At 64.7% G+C, this 17,416-nt stretch carries 18 protein-coding genes; 5 read left to right on the forward strand and 13 right to left on the reverse strand.

Annotated features, from left to right (window positions below; translation table 11 throughout):
- Positions 1–282: 282 nt before the first annotated feature.
- Positions 283–1,020, forward strand: a complete 738-nt coding sequence (locus tag IE100_RS10405; protein ID WP_189374017.1) for a peptidylprolyl isomerase — start codon at positions 283–285, stop codon at positions 1,018–1,020.
- 90 nt (positions 1,021–1,110) lie between these two features.
- Here IE100_RS10405 and IE100_RS10410 read toward each other — a convergent pair whose 3' ends face one another.
- On the reverse strand, positions 1,111–2,049 hold the full coding sequence (locus IE100_RS10410) for a diguanylate cyclase (protein WP_189374018.1): 939 nt from the start codon (positions 2,047–2,049) through the stop codon (positions 1,111–1,113).
- Between the two features lie 393 nt (positions 2,050–2,442).
- On the opposite strand from IE100_RS10410, the gene IE100_RS10415 reads away from it, so the two are divergent.
- On the forward strand, positions 2,443–2,700 hold the full coding sequence (locus IE100_RS10415; RefSeq protein WP_189374019.1) for an acyl-CoA-binding protein: 258 nt from the start codon (positions 2,443–2,445) through the stop codon (positions 2,698–2,700).
- Positions 2,701–2,998: 298 nt separating this feature from the next.
- Positions 2,999–4,303, forward strand: coding sequence for a nucleotide sugar dehydrogenase (locus IE100_RS10420; protein ID WP_189374020.1), 1,305 nt, complete (start codon positions 2,999–3,001; stop codon positions 4,301–4,303).
- A gap of 189 nt (positions 4,304–4,492) precedes the next feature.
- Here the strand turns inward: IE100_RS10420 and IE100_RS10425 are convergent, their stop codons facing one another.
- The 9 genes from IE100_RS10425 to pepP all read right to left on the reverse strand — a co-directional run bounded on the left by IE100_RS10425 (position 4,493) and on the right by pepP (position 12,575).
- Positions 4,493–4,939: a type IV pilus modification PilV family protein gene (locus IE100_RS10425; protein WP_189374021.1), complete on the reverse strand. Its 447-nt coding sequence runs from the start codon at positions 4,937–4,939 to the stop codon at positions 4,493–4,495.
- Positions 4,924–5,979: a hypothetical protein gene (locus IE100_RS10430; protein WP_189374022.1), complete on the reverse strand. Its 1,056-nt coding sequence runs from the start codon at positions 5,977–5,979 to the stop codon at positions 4,924–4,926. Before IE100_RS10430 ends, IE100_RS10425 begins: the two co-directional genes overlap by 16 nt.
- A 55-nt stretch (positions 5,980–6,034) precedes the next feature.
- A complete protein-coding gene (locus tag IE100_RS10435) occupies positions 6,035–6,625 on the reverse strand; it encodes a PilW family protein (protein WP_189374023.1) in 591 nt (196 codons plus the stop codon).
- A complete protein-coding gene (locus IE100_RS10440) occupies positions 6,619–7,179 on the reverse strand; it encodes a GspH/FimT family pseudopilin (protein WP_189374229.1) in 561 nt (186 codons plus the stop codon). The genes IE100_RS10435 and IE100_RS10440 overlap by 7 nt, the downstream gene beginning before the upstream one ends.
- A 1-nt stretch (position 7,180) precedes the next feature.
- Positions 7,181–7,579 (reverse strand): type IV pilin protein, encoded by a 399-nt coding sequence (locus IE100_RS10445; protein ID WP_189374024.1) that lies wholly within the window; start codon positions 7,577–7,579, stop codon positions 7,181–7,183.
- Positions 7,580–8,097: 518 nt separating this feature from the next.
- Positions 8,098–8,850, reverse strand: a complete 753-nt coding sequence (locus IE100_RS10450; RefSeq protein ID WP_189374025.1) for a DsbC family protein — start codon at positions 8,848–8,850, stop codon at positions 8,098–8,100.
- Between the two features lie 18 nt (positions 8,851–8,868).
- Positions 8,869–10,023 (reverse strand): UbiH/UbiF family hydroxylase, encoded by a 1,155-nt coding sequence (locus tag IE100_RS10455; protein ID WP_189374026.1) that lies wholly within the window; start codon positions 10,021–10,023, stop codon positions 8,869–8,871.
- A 54-nt stretch (positions 10,024–10,077) separates the two neighbouring features.
- Positions 10,078–11,244, reverse strand: a complete 1,167-nt coding sequence (locus IE100_RS10460; protein WP_189374027.1) for an FAD-dependent oxidoreductase — start codon at positions 11,242–11,244, stop codon at positions 10,078–10,080.
- A 35-nt stretch (positions 11,245–11,279) separates the two neighbouring features.
- A complete protein-coding gene (gene pepP / locus IE100_RS10465; protein ID WP_189374028.1) occupies positions 11,280–12,575 on the reverse strand; it encodes a Xaa-Pro aminopeptidase in 1,296 nt (431 codons plus the stop codon).
- A gap of 121 nt (positions 12,576–12,696) precedes the next feature.
- Here pepP and IE100_RS10470 point away from each other — a divergent pair, with 121 nt between their 5' ends.
- Together IE100_RS10470 and IE100_RS10475 are read left to right on the forward strand one after the other, a co-directional pair.
- Positions 12,697–13,308, forward strand: a complete 612-nt coding sequence (locus IE100_RS10470; RefSeq protein ID WP_189374029.1) for a class I SAM-dependent methyltransferase — start codon at positions 12,697–12,699, stop codon at positions 13,306–13,308.
- 8 nt (positions 13,309–13,316) lie between these two features.
- Entirely contained in the window at positions 13,317–14,465 is a 1,149-nt protein-coding gene (locus IE100_RS10475; protein ID WP_189374030.1) for a GNAT family N-acetyltransferase, read from the forward strand.
- A gap of 79 nt (positions 14,466–14,544) precedes the next feature.
- Here the strand turns inward: IE100_RS10475 and IE100_RS10480 are convergent, their stop codons facing one another.
- The 3 genes from IE100_RS10480 to IE100_RS10490 all read right to left on the reverse strand — a co-directional run bounded on the left by IE100_RS10480 (position 14,545) and on the right by IE100_RS10490 (position 17,062).
- A complete protein-coding gene (locus tag IE100_RS10480; protein WP_189374031.1) occupies positions 14,545–15,510 on the reverse strand; it encodes a PA2778 family cysteine peptidase in 966 nt (321 codons plus the stop codon).
- A gap of 11 nt (positions 15,511–15,521) precedes the next feature.
- The gene (locus IE100_RS10485; RefSeq protein ID WP_189374032.1) at positions 15,522–15,917 is read right to left on the reverse strand and encodes a PA2779 family protein; all 396 of its coding nucleotides are present in this window, start codon (positions 15,915–15,917) and stop codon (positions 15,522–15,524) included.
- A gap of 251 nt (positions 15,918–16,168) precedes the next feature.
- Positions 16,169–17,062 (reverse strand): transporter substrate-binding domain-containing protein, encoded by an 894-nt coding sequence (locus tag IE100_RS10490; RefSeq protein ID WP_189374033.1) that lies wholly within the window; start codon positions 17,060–17,062, stop codon positions 16,169–16,171.
- Positions 17,063–17,416: the final 354 nt, after the last annotated feature.

Here is a 17,416-nt window from a genome sequence, read left to right on the forward strand (position 1 = left end):
CCTTGCCATACTACGTGTACTGTCTGCGCGCCTTGGCCCAGGTGCTCTGCGTTAAACCGTGCCCTGCGCGGCGAGCATCACGGCAAGACAACACCGCCGTGCTAAGATAGCGCGCAGTTTTTACGGGGCCGCCGTCCGGCACCACGCACCCGGCCCAAGGTTGGCCGCAAGCGGAGGCAGGGAAATCGGCATGGCGGGATTGAGATTCCGCCCGTCAGCCCCACCTGCATTGCACTCATTTCAAAACCGGCACCACGGTGCCACCATCAGACAGGACACCTCATGGCCATCATCGTTAACGGCGTTGAAATTACCGACGCAATGGTACAAGCCGAGCTGGAAAATCACGCCGACACCCCGAGCCCGCGCGACGCCGCGATCCAGCAACTGGTACTGCACCAGCTGCTGCTGCAACAGGCCCGGGAAAGCGGTTTCGACACCGCCAACGAAGGCCAGGCCATCGGCGCCCTGCTCGACAAGGAACTGCAATTCGTTCCGGCCGACGAAGCCGCCTGCATCGCCTACTACGAAGCCAACCAGCAACAGTTCAAGCAAGGCGACAGCGCCAAGGCCAGCCACATCCTGTTCCCGCTGGGTAGCGGCGACGAGCTGTCCGCCACCCTGGCCCGCGCCAAGGCGGAAGGCGTGCTGGCCGAAGTCCAGGCCAACCCGTCGCGCTTTGCCGATCTGGCACGCGAGCACTCCACCTGCCCGTCGGGCAAGCAGGGCGGCGATCTCGGCCAGTTCGGCCGCGGCCAGATGGTGCCGGAATTCGAACAGGCGGTATTCGGCACCGACGCCGGCCAGATCACCCCGCACCTGGTGGAAACCCAGTTCGGCTACCACATCATCCAGGTCAACGCGCGCAACGAAGGCGGCCAGATCGCCTTCGAAGACATCAAGGACCGTCTGGGCCAATACCTGAACGAAATGGCCGGCCGTCAAGCGATGCACGATTACCTGACCAAGCTGGTCAGCGCCGCCAAGATCGAAGGCTACACCATGCCAGGCCTGAACTAAGCCGCGTCATCCAGCCATCAACGCCCCGGTTACGGTGTCACCGCAACCGGGGCGTTTTCCGTTTCATCGCCGCCAGTCCGGCACGCACCGCTAGCGGCGGCAGACCATATTGCGGCCCTTGCGCTTGGCGCTCAGCAAGGCCCGGTCGGCCCGCAGCAACACCTCGTCGAAGCTTTCACCCGGCTGGTGCACGGTCAGGCCGATGCTGACCGTGGTCGACAGCGTCTGCTCGCCGGAATTGACCGTCAGGCGTTGCACTGCCTGGTGCAACTGCACCACGACGTCGTTGGCCGCCGCCATGTCGGCATTGCCGAGCACCAGCAGGAACTCCTCCCCGCCCCAGCGCCCGCACAGGTCGTAGTCGGACAAGGGGGCCGCCAGGCTGCGCGCGATGGCGATCAGCACCCGGTCACCGATATCGTGGCCGTGCAGATCGTTGAACTGCTTGAAGTGATCGACATCCACCATCGCCAGCGCGTAGCTGCCACCGCGACGATCAATGCTCTTCAGGAAATCGAGCAGGCCGCGACGGTTCGCCAGTCCGGTCAGCGGGTCCAGCCGCGCCTGCATCGCCAACTGCGCCTCGTGTTCCTTCTCCTGGGTAATGTCGCGGTGGGCGCCCAGAATGCGCAGTGGCCGGCCGGCCTCATCCCGCTCCACCACCCGGCCACGGTCCCACAGCCAGCACACGCCGCCGTCCGGGGTAAAGGTGCGGTACACCGCCTCGTAGCACGGCGTCTTGCCGGCCAGGTGCGCGTAGTAGTTGTCCAGCACCGCCTGCTTGTCGTGCGGATGCAGCTTGGCCAGCCAGAGACTGAAGTGCGGCGCCATGTCGCCGACCTCGAAATTCTGGTAGTTGAATACGGTCAGGTCACCCGTTTGCGGGTGTCCCTGCCAGATACAGATGCCGGTGCCGTCCAACGCGGCATCCAGCTTTTCCTTGAGGTGGGCAACTTCAGCCAGTGCCGCAGCCAGTTGCGCTTGCAGCTGCTGTACCTGGTCGGCGGGGGGCGTTAAGCCATCCGTCATTCATCTTCCCTTAGCAGAAACAGTACGAGTGTTTGATCGCCCCGCAACGGGCAATGATCATGCCACGCTACGATAGCGCCGTTTACTTACAGTAATCCGAGATTGAGCCGGTAAGCAGCACAAATTGTTTACTTTGAGACAAAAAATTACATATGAATGGAAAGATTCGACAAAAAAAGACGCCCTGCCCGTCCACACAAGAATGAAACTGCTTCGCACTCTGTTTGGCCGCAAGAAAAACAAGGCCGACACCCGCAATCAGCCCATTTTAAAACAATCGTTTCATGGTAAATTATCAGCCGCCTGGCCGCCCAACGTCGCTGCCGCGCAGGGCAAACAACACATCAACAAGCCGGCTATCCTGAATGCCGCTCACTTTCGCAAGGAGTCAACATGTCCGATCTGCAAACCCAGTTTGAACAAGCACAAAAAGACGTCACCACCCTGGCCGAACGCCCGGACAACCAAACCATGCTGCAGCTGTACTCCCTGTTCAAGCAGGCCACCGCCGGTGATGTCACCGGCGAACGCCCGGGCATGATGGATTTCATCAACCGCGCCAAGTACGACTCGTGGGAAAAGCTGAAGGGCCAAAGCGCCGAGGAAGCGATGCAGAACTACATCAATCTCGTTAAATCGCTGATGGCCTGATCGACGCCGCGCGAGCCGCACCACGCATTGCGGCCGCAGCAGGCCAACACCGACAAGGCCGGTCACGACTACACGTGACCGGCCTTGCCTGTTTTTCAGCATGATGCCGATGTCCAAATCCGTTTTACCTGCCAAATCCGGACAAGCCGTCCCCACACCCCGCCCTGCCGCAGAAAATACGCGTCGAAAGCGTTGCCAAGCTTGTTCTTTTCAGGGGCTGGTAGCACAATTCGGCACTAACTTTTTCCGCCTTTAGACAGTGCCCGTGACGGGTACTGCTTTGTGTATTGGACTCTTGGTGAAACAGAACTTCCTCTCCCGCATTCAGGACAAATCTGCCGTAATCGGCATCGTCGGACTGGGTTATGTCGGCTTGCCGCTCATGCTGCGCTTTGCCGAAGTCGGCTACAAGGTCCTCGGCTTTGACATCGACAACAACAAGGTCGACAGCCTGCAGCAAGGGAAAAGCTACATCGAACACATCAGCGCCGACAGCATCCGGCTGGCGCGCGAGCGCGGTTTCGAGGCCACCACCGATTTCAGCCGCGCGCCGGAAGCCGACGCGCTGATCCTGTGCGTGCCGACCCCGCTGAACAAGTACCGCGAGCCGGACCTGTCCTTCGTCCTCAACACCATCGACAGCCTGGTGCCTTACCTGCGCGAAGGCCATCTGGTATCGCTGGAATCGACCACCTATCCGGGCACCACCGACGAAGAACTGCTGCCACGCATCGAATCACGCGGTTTCAAGATTGGCGAGAATGCCTTCCTGGTGTTCTCGCCGGAGCGTGAAGATCCGGGCAATCCCGACTTCACCACCCGCACCATTCCCAAGGTGTGCGGCGGCGTGACCGAGGCCTGCCAGGAAGTCGGTGTCGCCCTGTACAGCGCGGTGATCGACAAGGTGGTGCCGGTGTCGTCCACCCGCGCCGCCGAAATGACCAAGCTGCTGGAAAACATCCACCGCGCGGTGAACATCGGCCTGGTCAACGAGATGAAGATCGTCGCCGACAAGATGGGCATCGACATCCACGAAGTGATCCGCGCCGCCGCCACCAAGCCGTTCGGCTTCGTGCCCTACTACCCCGGCCCGGGCCTGGGCGGCCACTGCATCCCGATCGATCCGTTCTACCTGACCTGGAAGGCCCGCGAGTACGGCGTGCACACCCGCTTCATCGAGCTGGCCGGCGAAGTGAACTCGTCGATGCCGGACTACGTGATCAGCAAGATCGCTGCGGCACTGAACCAGCGCAAGAAAGCGATCAACGGCAGCAAGATCCTGGTACTGGGCATCGCCTACAAGAAGAACGTCGACGACATGCGCGAAAGCCCGTCGGTATTCCTGATGGAAAAACTGCGCGACCTGGGCGCCGAGATCAGCTACAGCGACCCGCACGTACCGGTGTTCCCGAAGATGCGCGAGCACCACTTCGAGCTGTCCAGCGTACCGCTGAGCGCCGAAACGTTGGCCGCATACGACTGCATCCTGCTGGCCACCGATCACGACCGCTTCGACTACCAGCTAATCAGCCAGCATGCCGACCTGATCGTGGACAGTCGCGGCAAGTATCTGCAACCTGCGGCCAACGTGGTCAAGGCGTAAGCCGACCAAGCCGATCGCCGCCCGCATTTTCTCCGGGCATTAGCACGGCAAGATGCTGGCAATAAAAACAGGGCGTAACTCAAAGTTACGCCCTGTTTTCATGATGACCAATAATCCCGGATATCCCGCGGCAAGCCGCATTCCCCGACAAACAGAAACCAATATCCACTCCAGGGAATCGTCTCCGGTTTAGGGAATCGTCACCGGAGTGGCACTGACATTGCTGATCCGGGTCGACAGCACGATATTCTGCGACTGGTTCTTGCTGTCCGTCCACGTGACCGTCACGCCGACATCCTTATAGGCCAGCCCGCCGCTGGCGACGGTAACCGACCAGCTGCGCTGGTAATTGGCACTACTGCCGCTGGAGCTGGTAGCCGTGACCGTATCCGTTGCCGACACCAGGCTGGCGTAACTCTGCCCCCTTAATTCTTCCAGCTTTTTCTCCGCCAGCACCACCGCCTCGCTGCGCTGCTTGGACAGGGTATTGGCGTTCAGTATCGCGCCGTACATGCTGCCGATCGCCAGCAGGCCACTGGCCAGCACGATGATGGTGATCAGCATCTCCAGCAGGCTGAAACCTGCCTGCTTCGGCTGCCACCGCTGACCGACACAGGCCATCAGAAGTCTCTCCATGATGCGGCCAACTTGGCGAAGGTTTGGGCAGTACTGGTCGTCGTGGTTGGCGGCAGGGTAATCACACCCGAGCCACTACTAACTGACCAACCGGTAAACTCCGCATTTGCATTTAACTTTCTGATCGTACCATCCGCAACCATGCTGCCATGTATTTCGACGCCACCCCAGCCATTATCAACACAGGCATTGGCAAAATAAACAAGCCCATAGATTACTACTTGCCCATTGATTTTAGGGCAGCCAGCACCCGTATCAAAAATCAAAATAACCGGATCACTTGCCGTACCCAAGCTCTGGTGCCATGGATCAGGAGGTGCGACAGTACCATCATAAAAATAAATTTTTTGATAATCAGCCGCCGCCTTCATTTGTGCCTTGGTGGTATTCGGAAACACAAAATCCCATGCATCTCCAGTAAACGCACCATAACTAATGGTGCCACCATTCAAATCCAAGTGGCCAATCTGGATATCACTGGAATTGGTAGATGATGTCGCAATGGCAACACCGCCAATCGTACTCGGATAAACATCGGGATTACCGGTAACTTCCAACAATTGTCCCCTGATCACGATCGGCGCGACACTGGCAATATTCAGCGTATTCGGCGTGCTCGTTGTCACCGTAGTGGTGCCAAGGCGGATGCGCTGGCGGATGGTGGCATTGGCATCACCGCTCGCCGCCGCACTCACCTCCAGTATCGTCGGCGTCGCGGAGTTGCGCCACAGCGATACCGCCACCGTGTAAGCGCCGATGGTCTGGCTGCTCACCGAGGACGGGAACGATGCCGCCGTCGCTTTCTGGTTGGTGCCGCTAGGCCCTGTGGCATCCGTCGTCCACGCCAGACTGCTGGTATTGCTGCCGTTCACCAGCCACGCCATCGAGTGCTCCACACCACCACGGGCCGCTTCCATCGCCTTCGACTGGTACAGCTGGTTGTTGCCGGTCTTGATCTCGAACAGCATGCCCGAACTGGTATAAAACACCATCAGGCTGGCAAGGAACAGCACCACCAGGGACATGGTCAGCGTGGCCATGCCTTGCTGCCGCGGTGATGCAGGAGTCATCATTGTGTTACACATCGTGCAACCCTCAGTTGAAGGTAAGCGGGCCATTTTCCAGCTTGACCGTTTCCGTCAGCGTCTGCTTCACCTCGCTGGCATTCTTCAGCTCGCCCACCAGGGTGATGGCGATGGTGCCGGAGGCGCTGCTGGGCACAAAGCTCAAGGCGCTGATATTGGTGACGTTGTCATCGGTCACCGCCTCCCAGACGTTGTTTGCCCCCGGGGTGCAGCTGTAGCTCGAGCCGCTGCTGCGCATGTAGACCGCGCCACTGGCCCGCAAAAAGCCGTACTTCACATCGCTGGGCACCGTGGTCGATGCCGTGGCGTTGCGGTCGTAACTGTACAGCACGCAGCCGGCGGTAGAGGTGGTCATGGTCTGGAACGGGTTGGTAGCGGACGCGGTGCTGGCCCAGTAGCCGGCGCGCCGCAGCTCGCGACTCATCAGCATCATGGTGGCACGCATTTCCTGGTTCAGGCGGATCGCCTTCAGCGTGTCGCTATTGCTGCGGATATTGTTGATCAGGAAGGTGGTCAGCCCCAGCATCAGCACCAGGCCGATTACCAGCGCCACCATCAGCTCGATCAGGGTAAAGCCGTGCTGCCGAACAGGTTTCAACATGCCGGATAGGTCCCCGTTAGCCCGACGCCCGCCGGCGCGCACACGCTGATGCGGCCAAGCAGCGCCAGGTTCACCTGCGCCTGCTTGCCCAGTGCCGACTCCATGATCACGTGGCCGGTGCCCAGCGCCACACCGCGCACCGGGTCGAAGCCGGTCTTGTTGCCGCTGAAACTGATCCCCGCCGACGCCGGGATCGACACCTTCTGGAAGTCCAGGTAATCCACCCGTTTCAGCGCGCAATAACCGGTGCTGGAACTGGCCACCACCGAACAGTCGCAGGCCGTCGTGCCCAGAATCATGCCGTAGCACCAGCTGGCACCACCGCTGAAGCTGATCTGCACGTTCTGGTTGTTGCGGATGGCTTCCGAGCGCGCATATTGCATGTCGCCATAGATGGCATCGGCCACCGCCACCAGGCGCCGCTTGTCGATCTGTTCATTCAGCACCGGCACCGCCATCACCAGCAGGATGCCGGTGATCGCCAGCGCCACCACCAGCTCGATCAGGGTAAAGCCCCGGCCAACACCTGCAGCCGTACAAGCCGGACGCTTCATGTCACTTGCTCCAGCACGCGCTTGGCGTGGTGGTGATGCTGCCGGCCGCCTGCTGCAGCTGGATCGCGGTGCAGCCGGTATCCGAGGCCTGCGATTTGCCGGAAACCGCCGTGGCCGTCACCAGATAACCGGTGGCGGTGGCGCTGCTGACGGCGATGGTGTAATAGCCGCTCTCGGTCGTCGCCGGCATGCCGATTTGGGCCAGTGTGCCGTAGCTGGTGTTGTTGCCGCGATACTTCTCCTGCGCAAACTGGACCGCGCGAATCGCCACCGTGGCGTCGGTACGCCGGCTTTTCTGGATGTAGCCGGAATAGGCCGGCATCGCAATCGCCGCCAGGATGCCGACGACCGCCACCACCAGCAGCAATTCAATCAGGGTAAAACCTTTGCTTGTCGCCATCGATTTTTTTATCAACGTCATAAATTGCGTTCAATTCCGGTTGAATGCCAAGCGTCACGCCACGGGAGGCCATGGCAGCAATTGAAAATTCTATAAAACAGCTTTAAAAACAATGCGCTCACGGCAGCAGTGTAATGAATTTTGCCAGCTTGAGCGCAAAACAGCAGCAAAAATGCGCGGCTACCACCGAAAACCGGCCTGCGCTGCACCACTTCTCCCGCAGCGCGTTCACGGGCCTGTGGCCCCGAAGGGCACCCTCGCCCCTTGTCGCCGCTGTTTTCAGCCTAGTTGTCCCGCCACCATTGTCAACGATGATTTAAAACCAGCGGTGCTGGCGCTACAAATAACCACAAACCAATCCGGATAATTAATATGCATAAACTGGGATGAATTAATCGGCCACCCAACGATTGATGCACTTGAAATAAATGGCACGCAAGCAAAACGGGAAAGCCCTTGCCGCACGGCCGATTACCGTGCCGGCAAACGCTTTCCCGTCTTCGTTCTAGCGGCGTGCTTTACTTTGCCGCCAGATGACGCTCGATCTCCGCCAGCGGAATGGCGCCGGCCACCAGCTCGCCGTTCGGGAATACCAGCGCCGGGGTGCCGCTGATGCCGAGGCGCTCGCCCAGCGCCGCGATTTCGGCCAGCGGTGTCGCGCACTTGTCGCTGCCGCTCAGCGCCTTGCCCTGGCGCATGAAGCCCAGCCAGCTTGCGGTGCGGTCACCGCTGCACCAGATCTGGCGCGATTTGCGCGGCGCATCCGGGTGCAGCTGTGCCAGCGGGTAGAGGAAGGTGTACACCGTCACGTTGTCCAGCTGGCTCAGCGATTCGCGCTCCAGTTTCTTGCAGAACGGGCAGTCCGGATCGGAGAACACCACCAGCTTGCGTTCACCCTTGCCACGCACTTCCTTGACCGCCTTGTCCAGCGGCAGCTTGGCCCACTCGACGGTCACCTTGTTCAGCTCTGCCAGCCGTTCTTCGGTCACGCTGGTGCGGGTCTTGGTGTCGATCAGGTCGCCGGTGATCAGGTGGTCCACCTTGGCGTCGGTATACACCACGCTGTACTGCGCGCGCCCCTGCTGCTTCATCTTCACCACCACCTCGAACAGCCCCGCCACCGGCGCCGGCTGCACGCTGCTGACCTCGTGCTGCGGAAACTTGCTCTTGAAGGCGGCGCGCACCTGATCCGGCGTCTCGGCGGAGGCGGAGCAGGCCAGCAAGGGCATCATCAGGGCGGCGAGGGCAAGACGGCGCATAGGCAGAATCATGGTTGTGCTTTCTTCTGGTTAAAAACCCACCGCGTGGCGGGCCAGTTGTTTTTTGATCAGGGGCAGGCGGTTGGTCAGGTTGAGGCCGGCGTTGCGCAGCCAGGCAAGACCGGGCGCCTGCTTGGCGTGGAACAGCTGGAACAGCGCGTCGCAGGTCAGCTGCATGGTTCTGACCGCTTCCTTGCGCGTTCGTTCGTAGCGGCGCAGCGTCAGCCATTCGCCGCAATCGCGGGCGCCGGCCAGCACTGCGGCCAACCTTGCCGCGTCCTGGAAGCCGAGGTTGACGCCCTGCCCGGCCAGCGGGTGCACGGTATGGGCGGCATCGCCGACCAGCGCCACCCGTTCCGCGATCACGTTGTCCGGCGTGATCAGGCGCAGCGGGAAGGCCGCCGCCGGCGATAGCAGCGTCAGCTCGCCCAGCGCATGGTCCCCGGCCGCGGCCACCGCCGCCGCCAGCCGTGCGCCATCCAGCGCCAGCAGCGGCTCCGGCTGGCTGGTCGACCACACCATCGAGATACGGTTGCCCGGCATCGGCAGCCAGGCGAGGATGCCGTCGCCGAGGAACCACTGCCGCGCGATATTGCCGTGTGGCCGCTCGCAGGCGAAGTTGGCCACCACGCCGCTGTGACCATAGGGCTTGATGCTGGCGGCGATGCCGCTCTGCTGCCGCACCCACGAGTTGGCGCCGTCGGCGCCGACAATCAGCTGTGCCTGCAGCTCGCGGCCGTCGTCGAGCACGATGGCCGCCGCGCGCGCGCTGTGGCGCAAGGCCTGCGGCCGCACCCCGCTCAGCAATTCGACGCCGCTGGCCTGCTGCAGCCGCTGCCAGATCGCAGCCAGCAGCCAGCGGTTTTCCGCGATCCACGCCAGCGCCTCGGCGCCGGCATCGGCGGCGGAAAAGGCGATCTGGCCGCCCTGGTCGCCGCGGACATCCATGCTGCCGATCACGCCCAGGCGCGAGGCGTCCGGCCACGCGCCCAGCTGCTGCAGGAAGGCGCGGTTGGCGGGGCTGACCGCGTAGATGCGCGCGTCCCAGCCCTCTTCCAGCGCGTCAAAGCGTTCGGCCTGGCCTTCGACCAGCGCCACCCGCTTGCCCTGTTTATCCAGCGCCAGCGCCAGCGCGGCACCGACCAGCCCGCCCCCGACCACGATTACGTCAAACTTGTCCGACATGTTTCTCTTTCAGTTGTGTCCGGCGGCCGATGCTTGCGGCCAACGTTGGCCGCATCAGACGCCGACACCGAATACCAGATGACCGGCGAATGCCTTGCGCAGCGGTGGCAGCGCGTCGATGGCGCTCATGCCCAGCCCGCGCAGCGCCTTCACCGCGATGCCCTGGCCGTCAAACAGCCGCACCAGGCCGTGGGTGAACCCCACCACCGCGTGGCTGTCGACGCGGCGCGCGGCGCCGTAGCGGCGCAGCAGCGCGGCATCGCCCGGGTCGGCCGCGCCTTGCAGCACGTCCGCCAGCCCCACCGCGTCGCGCAGGCCGAGGTTGAAACCCTGCGCCGCCACCGGGTGCATGGTCTGCGCCGCGTTGCCTATCATCACCACGCGGCCGCTGTGCACGCTGTTGAGCTGGCGCAGCGCCAGCGGGAACACCGCGCGTTCGCCGACGCTGACGAAGCGGCCCAGCCGCTCGCCGAAGGCCTGCTGCAGCTCGGCCAGCAGCACGCTGCCGTCGGCGGCGTGCAGTCGTGCCGCTTCCTCATGGCTGCGCGTCCACACCAGCATCATCTGCTCGCCGTGCGGCAGCAGCGCGAACGGCCCCTGCGCCGAGAAGCGCTCGTACGCGACATTGCGGTGCGGCTGGCTGGCCTCGACCATCGCCAGTACCGCGCTTTGCTGATAATCGTGCACATGGCGCTGGATGCCGGGCAGCGATTCCGCCAGCGCGCCGCCCTCGGCCAGCACCAGCAGCCGGCAGGTCAGCAGATGCTGTTGTTCGTTCAGCGTCAGCGTCACGCTGGCGTAGCGCGCCAGCGACGCGACCTTGCTCACCCGCGCCTGCCACAACACGCGCACGCCGGCCTGCTCCAGCGCCGTCGCCAGCGCCGCGGTCAGCGCCGGGTAGTCCACCACCGCGCCCAGATGCGGCAGACCCAGATCCTGCTGCGTCAGCACGGTGCGGCCGAAACCGCCCTGCTGCGACACGTGCACGCTGTCGATCACCGTCGCCGGCAGCGCGTCCGGCCAGGCGCCGGCGGCGGCCAGCTGCTGGCGGCTGTACCACGACAGCGCCAGCGCGCGCGCATCGCGCAGCGGCGCATCCTTGGCCCGCGCCTCGATCAGCGTCACGTCACGGCCGGCCTGTGCCAGCCGCAATGCCGCCAGCGCGCCGACCGGTCCGCCGCCGACGATGACAATCTCACTATGTTCGGGTACGCCTTGCATGCTCGTTCCGCCGGTCGCGGCGGCCTCGTTCGGAGTCAATGTTGTTTCATCAGCGCTTCGATGTCGTCGATGCGCTTCGGTACGTCGTCGGTATACACCTGGTGGCCGTCGTCGGTCACCAGCACGTTGTCTTCGATGCGGATGCCGATGTTGTGGAACGCCACCGGCACGCGGTCGTCCGGGCGGATGTACAGCCCCGGCTCGATGGTGGTGCACATGCCGCTCTGGAAACTGCGCCACTGCCCGCCCGGGCGGCGGGCGCCGACATCGTGCACGTCCAGGCCGATGAAGTGGCCGATGCCGTGCATGTAGAAGCGGCGGTAGTCACCGGATTCGATCGCCCCGTCCACGCTGCCGGCCAGCAGTTTCAGGTCCAGCATGCCCTGCACCAGCACCCGCAGCGCGGCGTCGGCCGGAGCATCCAGCCGCGCGCCGGGCTGCACCGCGGCAATCGCCGCCAGCTGCGCCGCCAGCACCACCTCGTACACGTCGCGCTGCGCGCCGCTGAAACGGCCGTTGACCGGGAAGGTGCGGGTGATGTCTCCAGCGTAGCCGTTGAACTCGCAGCCGGCATCGATCAACAGCAGCTCGCCGTCGTTGAGGCGGGCATTGTTGGCCGCGTAGTGCAATGTGCAGGCGTTGGCACCGCCGGCGACGATGCTCTCGTACGCCGGCTGCCGCGCGCCGTGGCGCACGAAGTGGTACAGCAGCTCGGCCTCGATCTGGTACTCCATCATGCCGGGGCGGCAGGCCTGCATCGCGCGGACATGGCCCTCGGCAGAAATGCGGCCGGCCTGTTGTAACACGGCGATTTCGCGCTCGTCTTTGATCAGGCGCATCTCGTCGATCATCGCCAGCAGGTCACCGTACTGCTGCGGCGCGTCCTTGCCGACGCGCGCCTGCTGCCGTGCCTGCTGCAGATAGCCGGCGATGCGCGCATCCCAGCCATTGTCGCGTCCCACCGCCCAGTACAGCGCCGCGTGCTCGGCCAGCAGCGGCGGCAGGCGCTGGTCCAGCTCGCTGATGCTGTACGCCTCGTCAAAGCCGAACGCCTCCGCCGCCGCGGCAGGCCCGTAGCGGAAGCCGTCCCAGATCTCGCTGTCCGGATTCTTGTCGCGACAGAACAGCAGCGCCTTGCCCGCCTTGCCGTCCAGCACCAGCACCGCTTCCGGCTCGGCAAAGCCGGTCAGATACAGGAAGTGGCTGTCGCCACGGTAGGGATAATGGGCATCGGCGTTGCGGATCACTTCCGGCGCGGTGGGCAGGATGGCGATGGCGTCGCCCAGTTGCGCCAGCAGGCGCTGGCGGCGGTGTTGAAAGCTGACATGCATGACGATCACGTCCGGCAAGGTGGAAATCGCGCTAGTTTAGCAGAACAGGCGCGCCACGCCTGCCCACCGCCGCCGCGGCAGCGCTTACAATCGGTCATCACCTCCGCCCCGTTAGCCCGCCATGCCTACCGATCCCCGCACCAGCCAGCGCACGCTGGCGTACTACCAGCACCACGCCGACGACTTCTGGCAAGGCACCCGCGACCACGACGTCAGCCAGAACATCGCCAGCCTGCTGCGCCACCTGCCGCCCACGCCGCTGACCATCCTCGACTTCGGCTGCGGCCCGGGCCGCGACCTGAAGACGTTTCATGAGCTCGGCCACCGGGCGATCGGGCTGGACGGCGCGGCGCGCTTCGTGGCGATGGCGCGCGAGTACAGCGGCTGCGAGGTATGGCAGCAGGATTTCCTGCAGCTGCAACTGCCGGCGGCGCACTTCGACGGCGTGTTCGCCAATGCCGCGCTGTTCCACATCCCCGGCGCCGAGCTGCCGCGGGTGCTGGCGCAACTGTTCGCCACCCTCAAGCCCGGCGGCGTGCTGTTCTGCTCCAATCCGCGCGGCAACGGCGAGGAAGGCTGGCAGGGCGAGCGCTACGGCTGCTGGCACAGTTGGCCGCAATGGCAGGCGCTGCTGCAGGGGGCCGGCTTTGCCCCGCTGGAACACTACTACCGCCCGCCGGGCCTGCCACGCGAGCAGCAACCGTGGCTGGCCAGCGTGTGGCGCCGCCCCTGAGGCCCGCGATGCACTGCCGCTTCCACACCGCCATCGACGACATTGCGGCCAACCTTTGGGACGCGCTCAACGTCACCGGCTCGCCCTTCCTCAGCCACGCCTTCCTGGCGGCGGCGGAGCGCCACGGCGCGGTGGCGCCGGCACTGGGCTGGCAGCCGGCGCACGTGACGCTGCACGCCGACGACGGCAGCCTGCTCGGCGCGCAGCCGCTGTACCTGCGCACACACTCGTTCGGCGATTTCTCGCACGACTGGGCGTGGGCCGACGCCTACCAGCGCCTCGGCTGGCGCTACTATCCGAAGCTGGTGTGCGGCATCCCCTACACCCCGGCCAGCGGCGCGCGGCAGCTGATCCACCCCAACGCCGACCGCGCCAGCGTCAGCCGCGCACTGCTGCACGCCAGCCTGCAGCTGGCCGGCGGCGAACAGGCATCCTCGCTGCAATATCTGTATCTGGACGACGATGCCGAACTGCGCGCGGCACTGGCGAGCGAGGGTTTCCTGCTGCGCCGCGGCTGCCAGTTCCACTGGCACAACGCCGGCTACCCAAGCTTCGACGACTTCCTCGCTGCCTTCTGTGCCGACAGGCGCAAGAAGGTGAAGCGCGAGCGGCGCCGCGTCGCCGAGGCCGGCCTGCGCATCGAGATTCGCCACGGCGACGACATCGATGCCGCGCTGTGGCAACAGATCTACCCGCACTACGTGTCGACCTTCCGCCGCTTCGGCAATCACCCGGCGTTCAGCCTCGACTTCTTCCGCGAAGTTGGCCGCACGCTGGCGCGGCAGCTGGTGGTGTTTCTGGCGCGCGACGCCAGCGACGCGGTGGTCGCCGCCGCCATCTGCTACCGCAGCGACGACACCCTGTACGGCCGCCACTGGGGCGCGGCGGCGGACTACCACAGCCTGCACTTCGCGCTGTGCTTCTACGAGGGCATCGACTACTGCATCCGCGAAGGGCTGCAGCACTTCGAGCCCGGCGCCCAGGGCGAACACAAGGTCAGCCGCGGCTTTGTGCCGCAAGCGACGTGGTCGGCATTCCACATCGCCGACCCGCGCCTGCGCGGCATGATCGGCGACTTCCTGCAGCGCGAACAGCAGGCGGTGGCGCAGTACCAGGACGAGATGGCGGAACATCTGCCGTTCCGGCAGCAGGACTGAGCATCGGCAGCAAGGACAAGGTTGGCCGCAGCCGATCCGGCCACGCAACCGGGGGCGGCCGGGTGGCGACAACGGCGCCTCAGGCGCCGGGCAGCTTGGTGGCCTCGATGTCGCGCAAGGTGTCCAGCAGGGTCGCACGCAGCGGGCCGGCCAGCGCCAGGCCGTCTTCCGCCGCCTGTTTCGCCTCGGCGGCCCGGCCCTGTTGCAGCAGGATGCGCGCCAGGTTGTTGTAGGCGGCCGCCAGCCGGTGCGTGACGGCAGCATTGCGGAACACCTGTGCGGCCGCCGGCAAATCACCACTGGCGTACAGCGCATTGCCCAGCCCCATCGCCAGCGTGGCGTTGTGCGGCCAACGTTGCAGCGCCGCGCGATAGGCGATGACCGCCGCGGCCGGCGCGGCGTTGCGCTCGAAGGCCACCAGCGCCCGTGTCGCGTCCGGCTCCGCGACACTCGCCGGCAGCCGCCCCGGCGGCAGCGCGACGAAGGCCCAGAACTGGCTGCGCTGCCAGGTATGACCGAAGGTGCGCAGCGTCATCTCCTGCCGCCGCATCGGCCCCGAGCGCAGCAGCAGCAGCTCCCGCTCAAGGTCGTAGCCGACCACCACCGCGTAGTGCCAGGACGGCGCCCACGACAGGCCCAGGTTCTGCAGCACCACCACCGGATGCCCGGCGTCGACCTCCTGTTTCAGCGCCGCCAGCGTGCCGGGGATGACCATCGCCACCGCCCCCTGCCGCCGTGCACCGCTCAGCATCTCGATCTGCAGCGTGCCTTCCCGTCCCGGCAGGAACACCTGCCCCACCAGCTGCGCCGGCGTGGTCGCCAGCCCGACGGCGGACAGGCTGGTCGCCAGTGCCGCCGGGCCGCAGAAATGGCTGTCGTCGGGGAAGAACGGGGTATCGACCAGTTCGGCGCGGGTCGGCGCACCGGGCGCGAGCGCGACCGGCTGCAGCGGCGTGCTGGCGCAGGCGGCCAGCAGCAGCGCGCACAGCGCGGCCGGCAGCGCCAGCCGCAGCGCCCGCAACCGCCGGATCAGCGTCGCCAGCATCGGCTCGCCGCTCAGCGCACGGAGCGGGTGAATGGGAACACCTTGGTCAGGCCGAGGATGTCGGTGACCAGCAGCACGAAGAACACCAGCAGGATGGCGCCGATGATGCCGCCGGCCGGCGCCTTGTCGATCTGGTCGGCGAGGCTGGCGGCCTCCTCGTCGGTCAGCGCGGCGACGCGCTCGTGGGCGCTGGCTGGGTCGATGCCCAGGCGTTCCATTTCGCTGCGCACATTGTCGCGGGCCAGTACCGCGGCCAACCGGGCGTGACCGGAGTCAGGCGCGCTGCTGACCGCCAGGCGGGCCACCTCCTCGGTGCTGACCATGGCGGCGTGGGCGGACTGCAGCAGGCTGAGGTTGAGCATGGAGCAGCAGACAACAAGGGCGAGCGTGCGCTGAAAGCGTTTCATGATGTGTTCCTCGTGCAGGATAAGAAGCAGAAGACGCCGCGTCGCATGCCGTGATTCATGAAGAGGACGAGCGTTGAGCCATTATAGACAGCGCATTTGCATGAATTGGCCTATTGCATGCCCGGATGTAAACACCGGCGCAGGTGAAACGGCGCCACCAAGGTTGGCCGCAAGACCGCGCAAGACAAAACGCCCACCGGATGACCCCGACGGGCGTTGGGCGATGTGTCACAGCCGGGCCCGGGCGCGCCCTACGGCTCCGGCTGGTCGCTGAGCGCCTTCAGGTTGGCCTTGAGGCGATCGCTCATCGGCATGTTCAGCACCACGCCATTGGGCGGAATCGGCGACTCGAACCACTTGTGGTACAGCCGGCCAAATTCGCCGGACTGCATCAGCCGCGCGATGCTGCCGTCCACCAGTTTCTTGAACTCGGGATCATCCTTGCGCAGCATGCAGCCGTAGGGTTCGACCTGCAGGGTGTCGCCGACGACGCTCAGCGCGGCCGGGTCCCGGGCGTTGGCGCGCAAGCCGAACAGCAGGATATCGTCGAGCGCCAGCGCGGCCGCGCGATTGTTTTCCAGCAGGGCCAGCGACTCGGCGTAGTCCTTGGCCAGCACTAATTGCATGCCAAGATTGTGGTCGGCGCTGTACTTGCGCAGGACTTTCTCGTTGGTACTGCCCGCGGTGGTGGCCACCGTTTGTCCGGCCAGATCGGCGTAAATCCTGATCTTGCTGCCGGTTTTCACCAGCAAGCGGGTGCCGGCATAGAAATGGCTGACCGCGAAGGCGACGACCTTGCCGCGGGCGGCGTTATTGGTGGTGGAGCCGCACTCCAGGTCATAGCTGCCGTTCACCAGCAAGGGAATGCGGTCCTGGGCGCTGACCGGCATATAGGCCACCACGAGACCCGGCCTGTTCAGCCTGGTTCGCACGTCGCCGACGATGGCCTCGGTCAGATCCACCGCAAAGCCCACCGCCTTGCCCTGCCCGGGCCGGTAGCTGAACGGGACGGCCGCCTCGCGATAGGACACGGTGATCCTGTTCGTTTCAAGGATCTTGTCCAGGGTCTGCGCCTGGACGAAGGACGACATGGCCGCCAGGCCGGCGATGAGCCACGCGGCAGGCTTCGGATTCATGGTTCTCATGTGGTTTCCTTCAAGCGGCCCGGAGCCGTCACCATTCGCGCTGACGCTGCCATCAGCAAAGCCGCGCGCCTGACACCCGTGTCGTTGAGATCATTGACGATGAAGGCGGCAGATAAGGCCTGCCGCCGCCCGCAGCCGGCCATACGCCGTGCTTCCTTAAAGCTAGATGCCCGTCCGCCATGCGCCATGACGTAGATCAACCGCCGGCATCCTGTTCACGCTTCGTGCCCGGACATGGCGCAGCCGGCCAAGGTTGGCCGCAAGCATTGCCACAAGACAAAACGCCCACCGGATGACCCCGACGGGCGTTGGGCGATGTGTCACAGCCGGGCCCGGGCGCGCCCTACGGCTCCG

The organism is Vogesella alkaliphila (assembly GCF_014652475.1).
Lineage (GTDB): Bacteria > Pseudomonadota > Gammaproteobacteria > Burkholderiales > Chromobacteriaceae > Vogesella > Vogesella alkaliphila.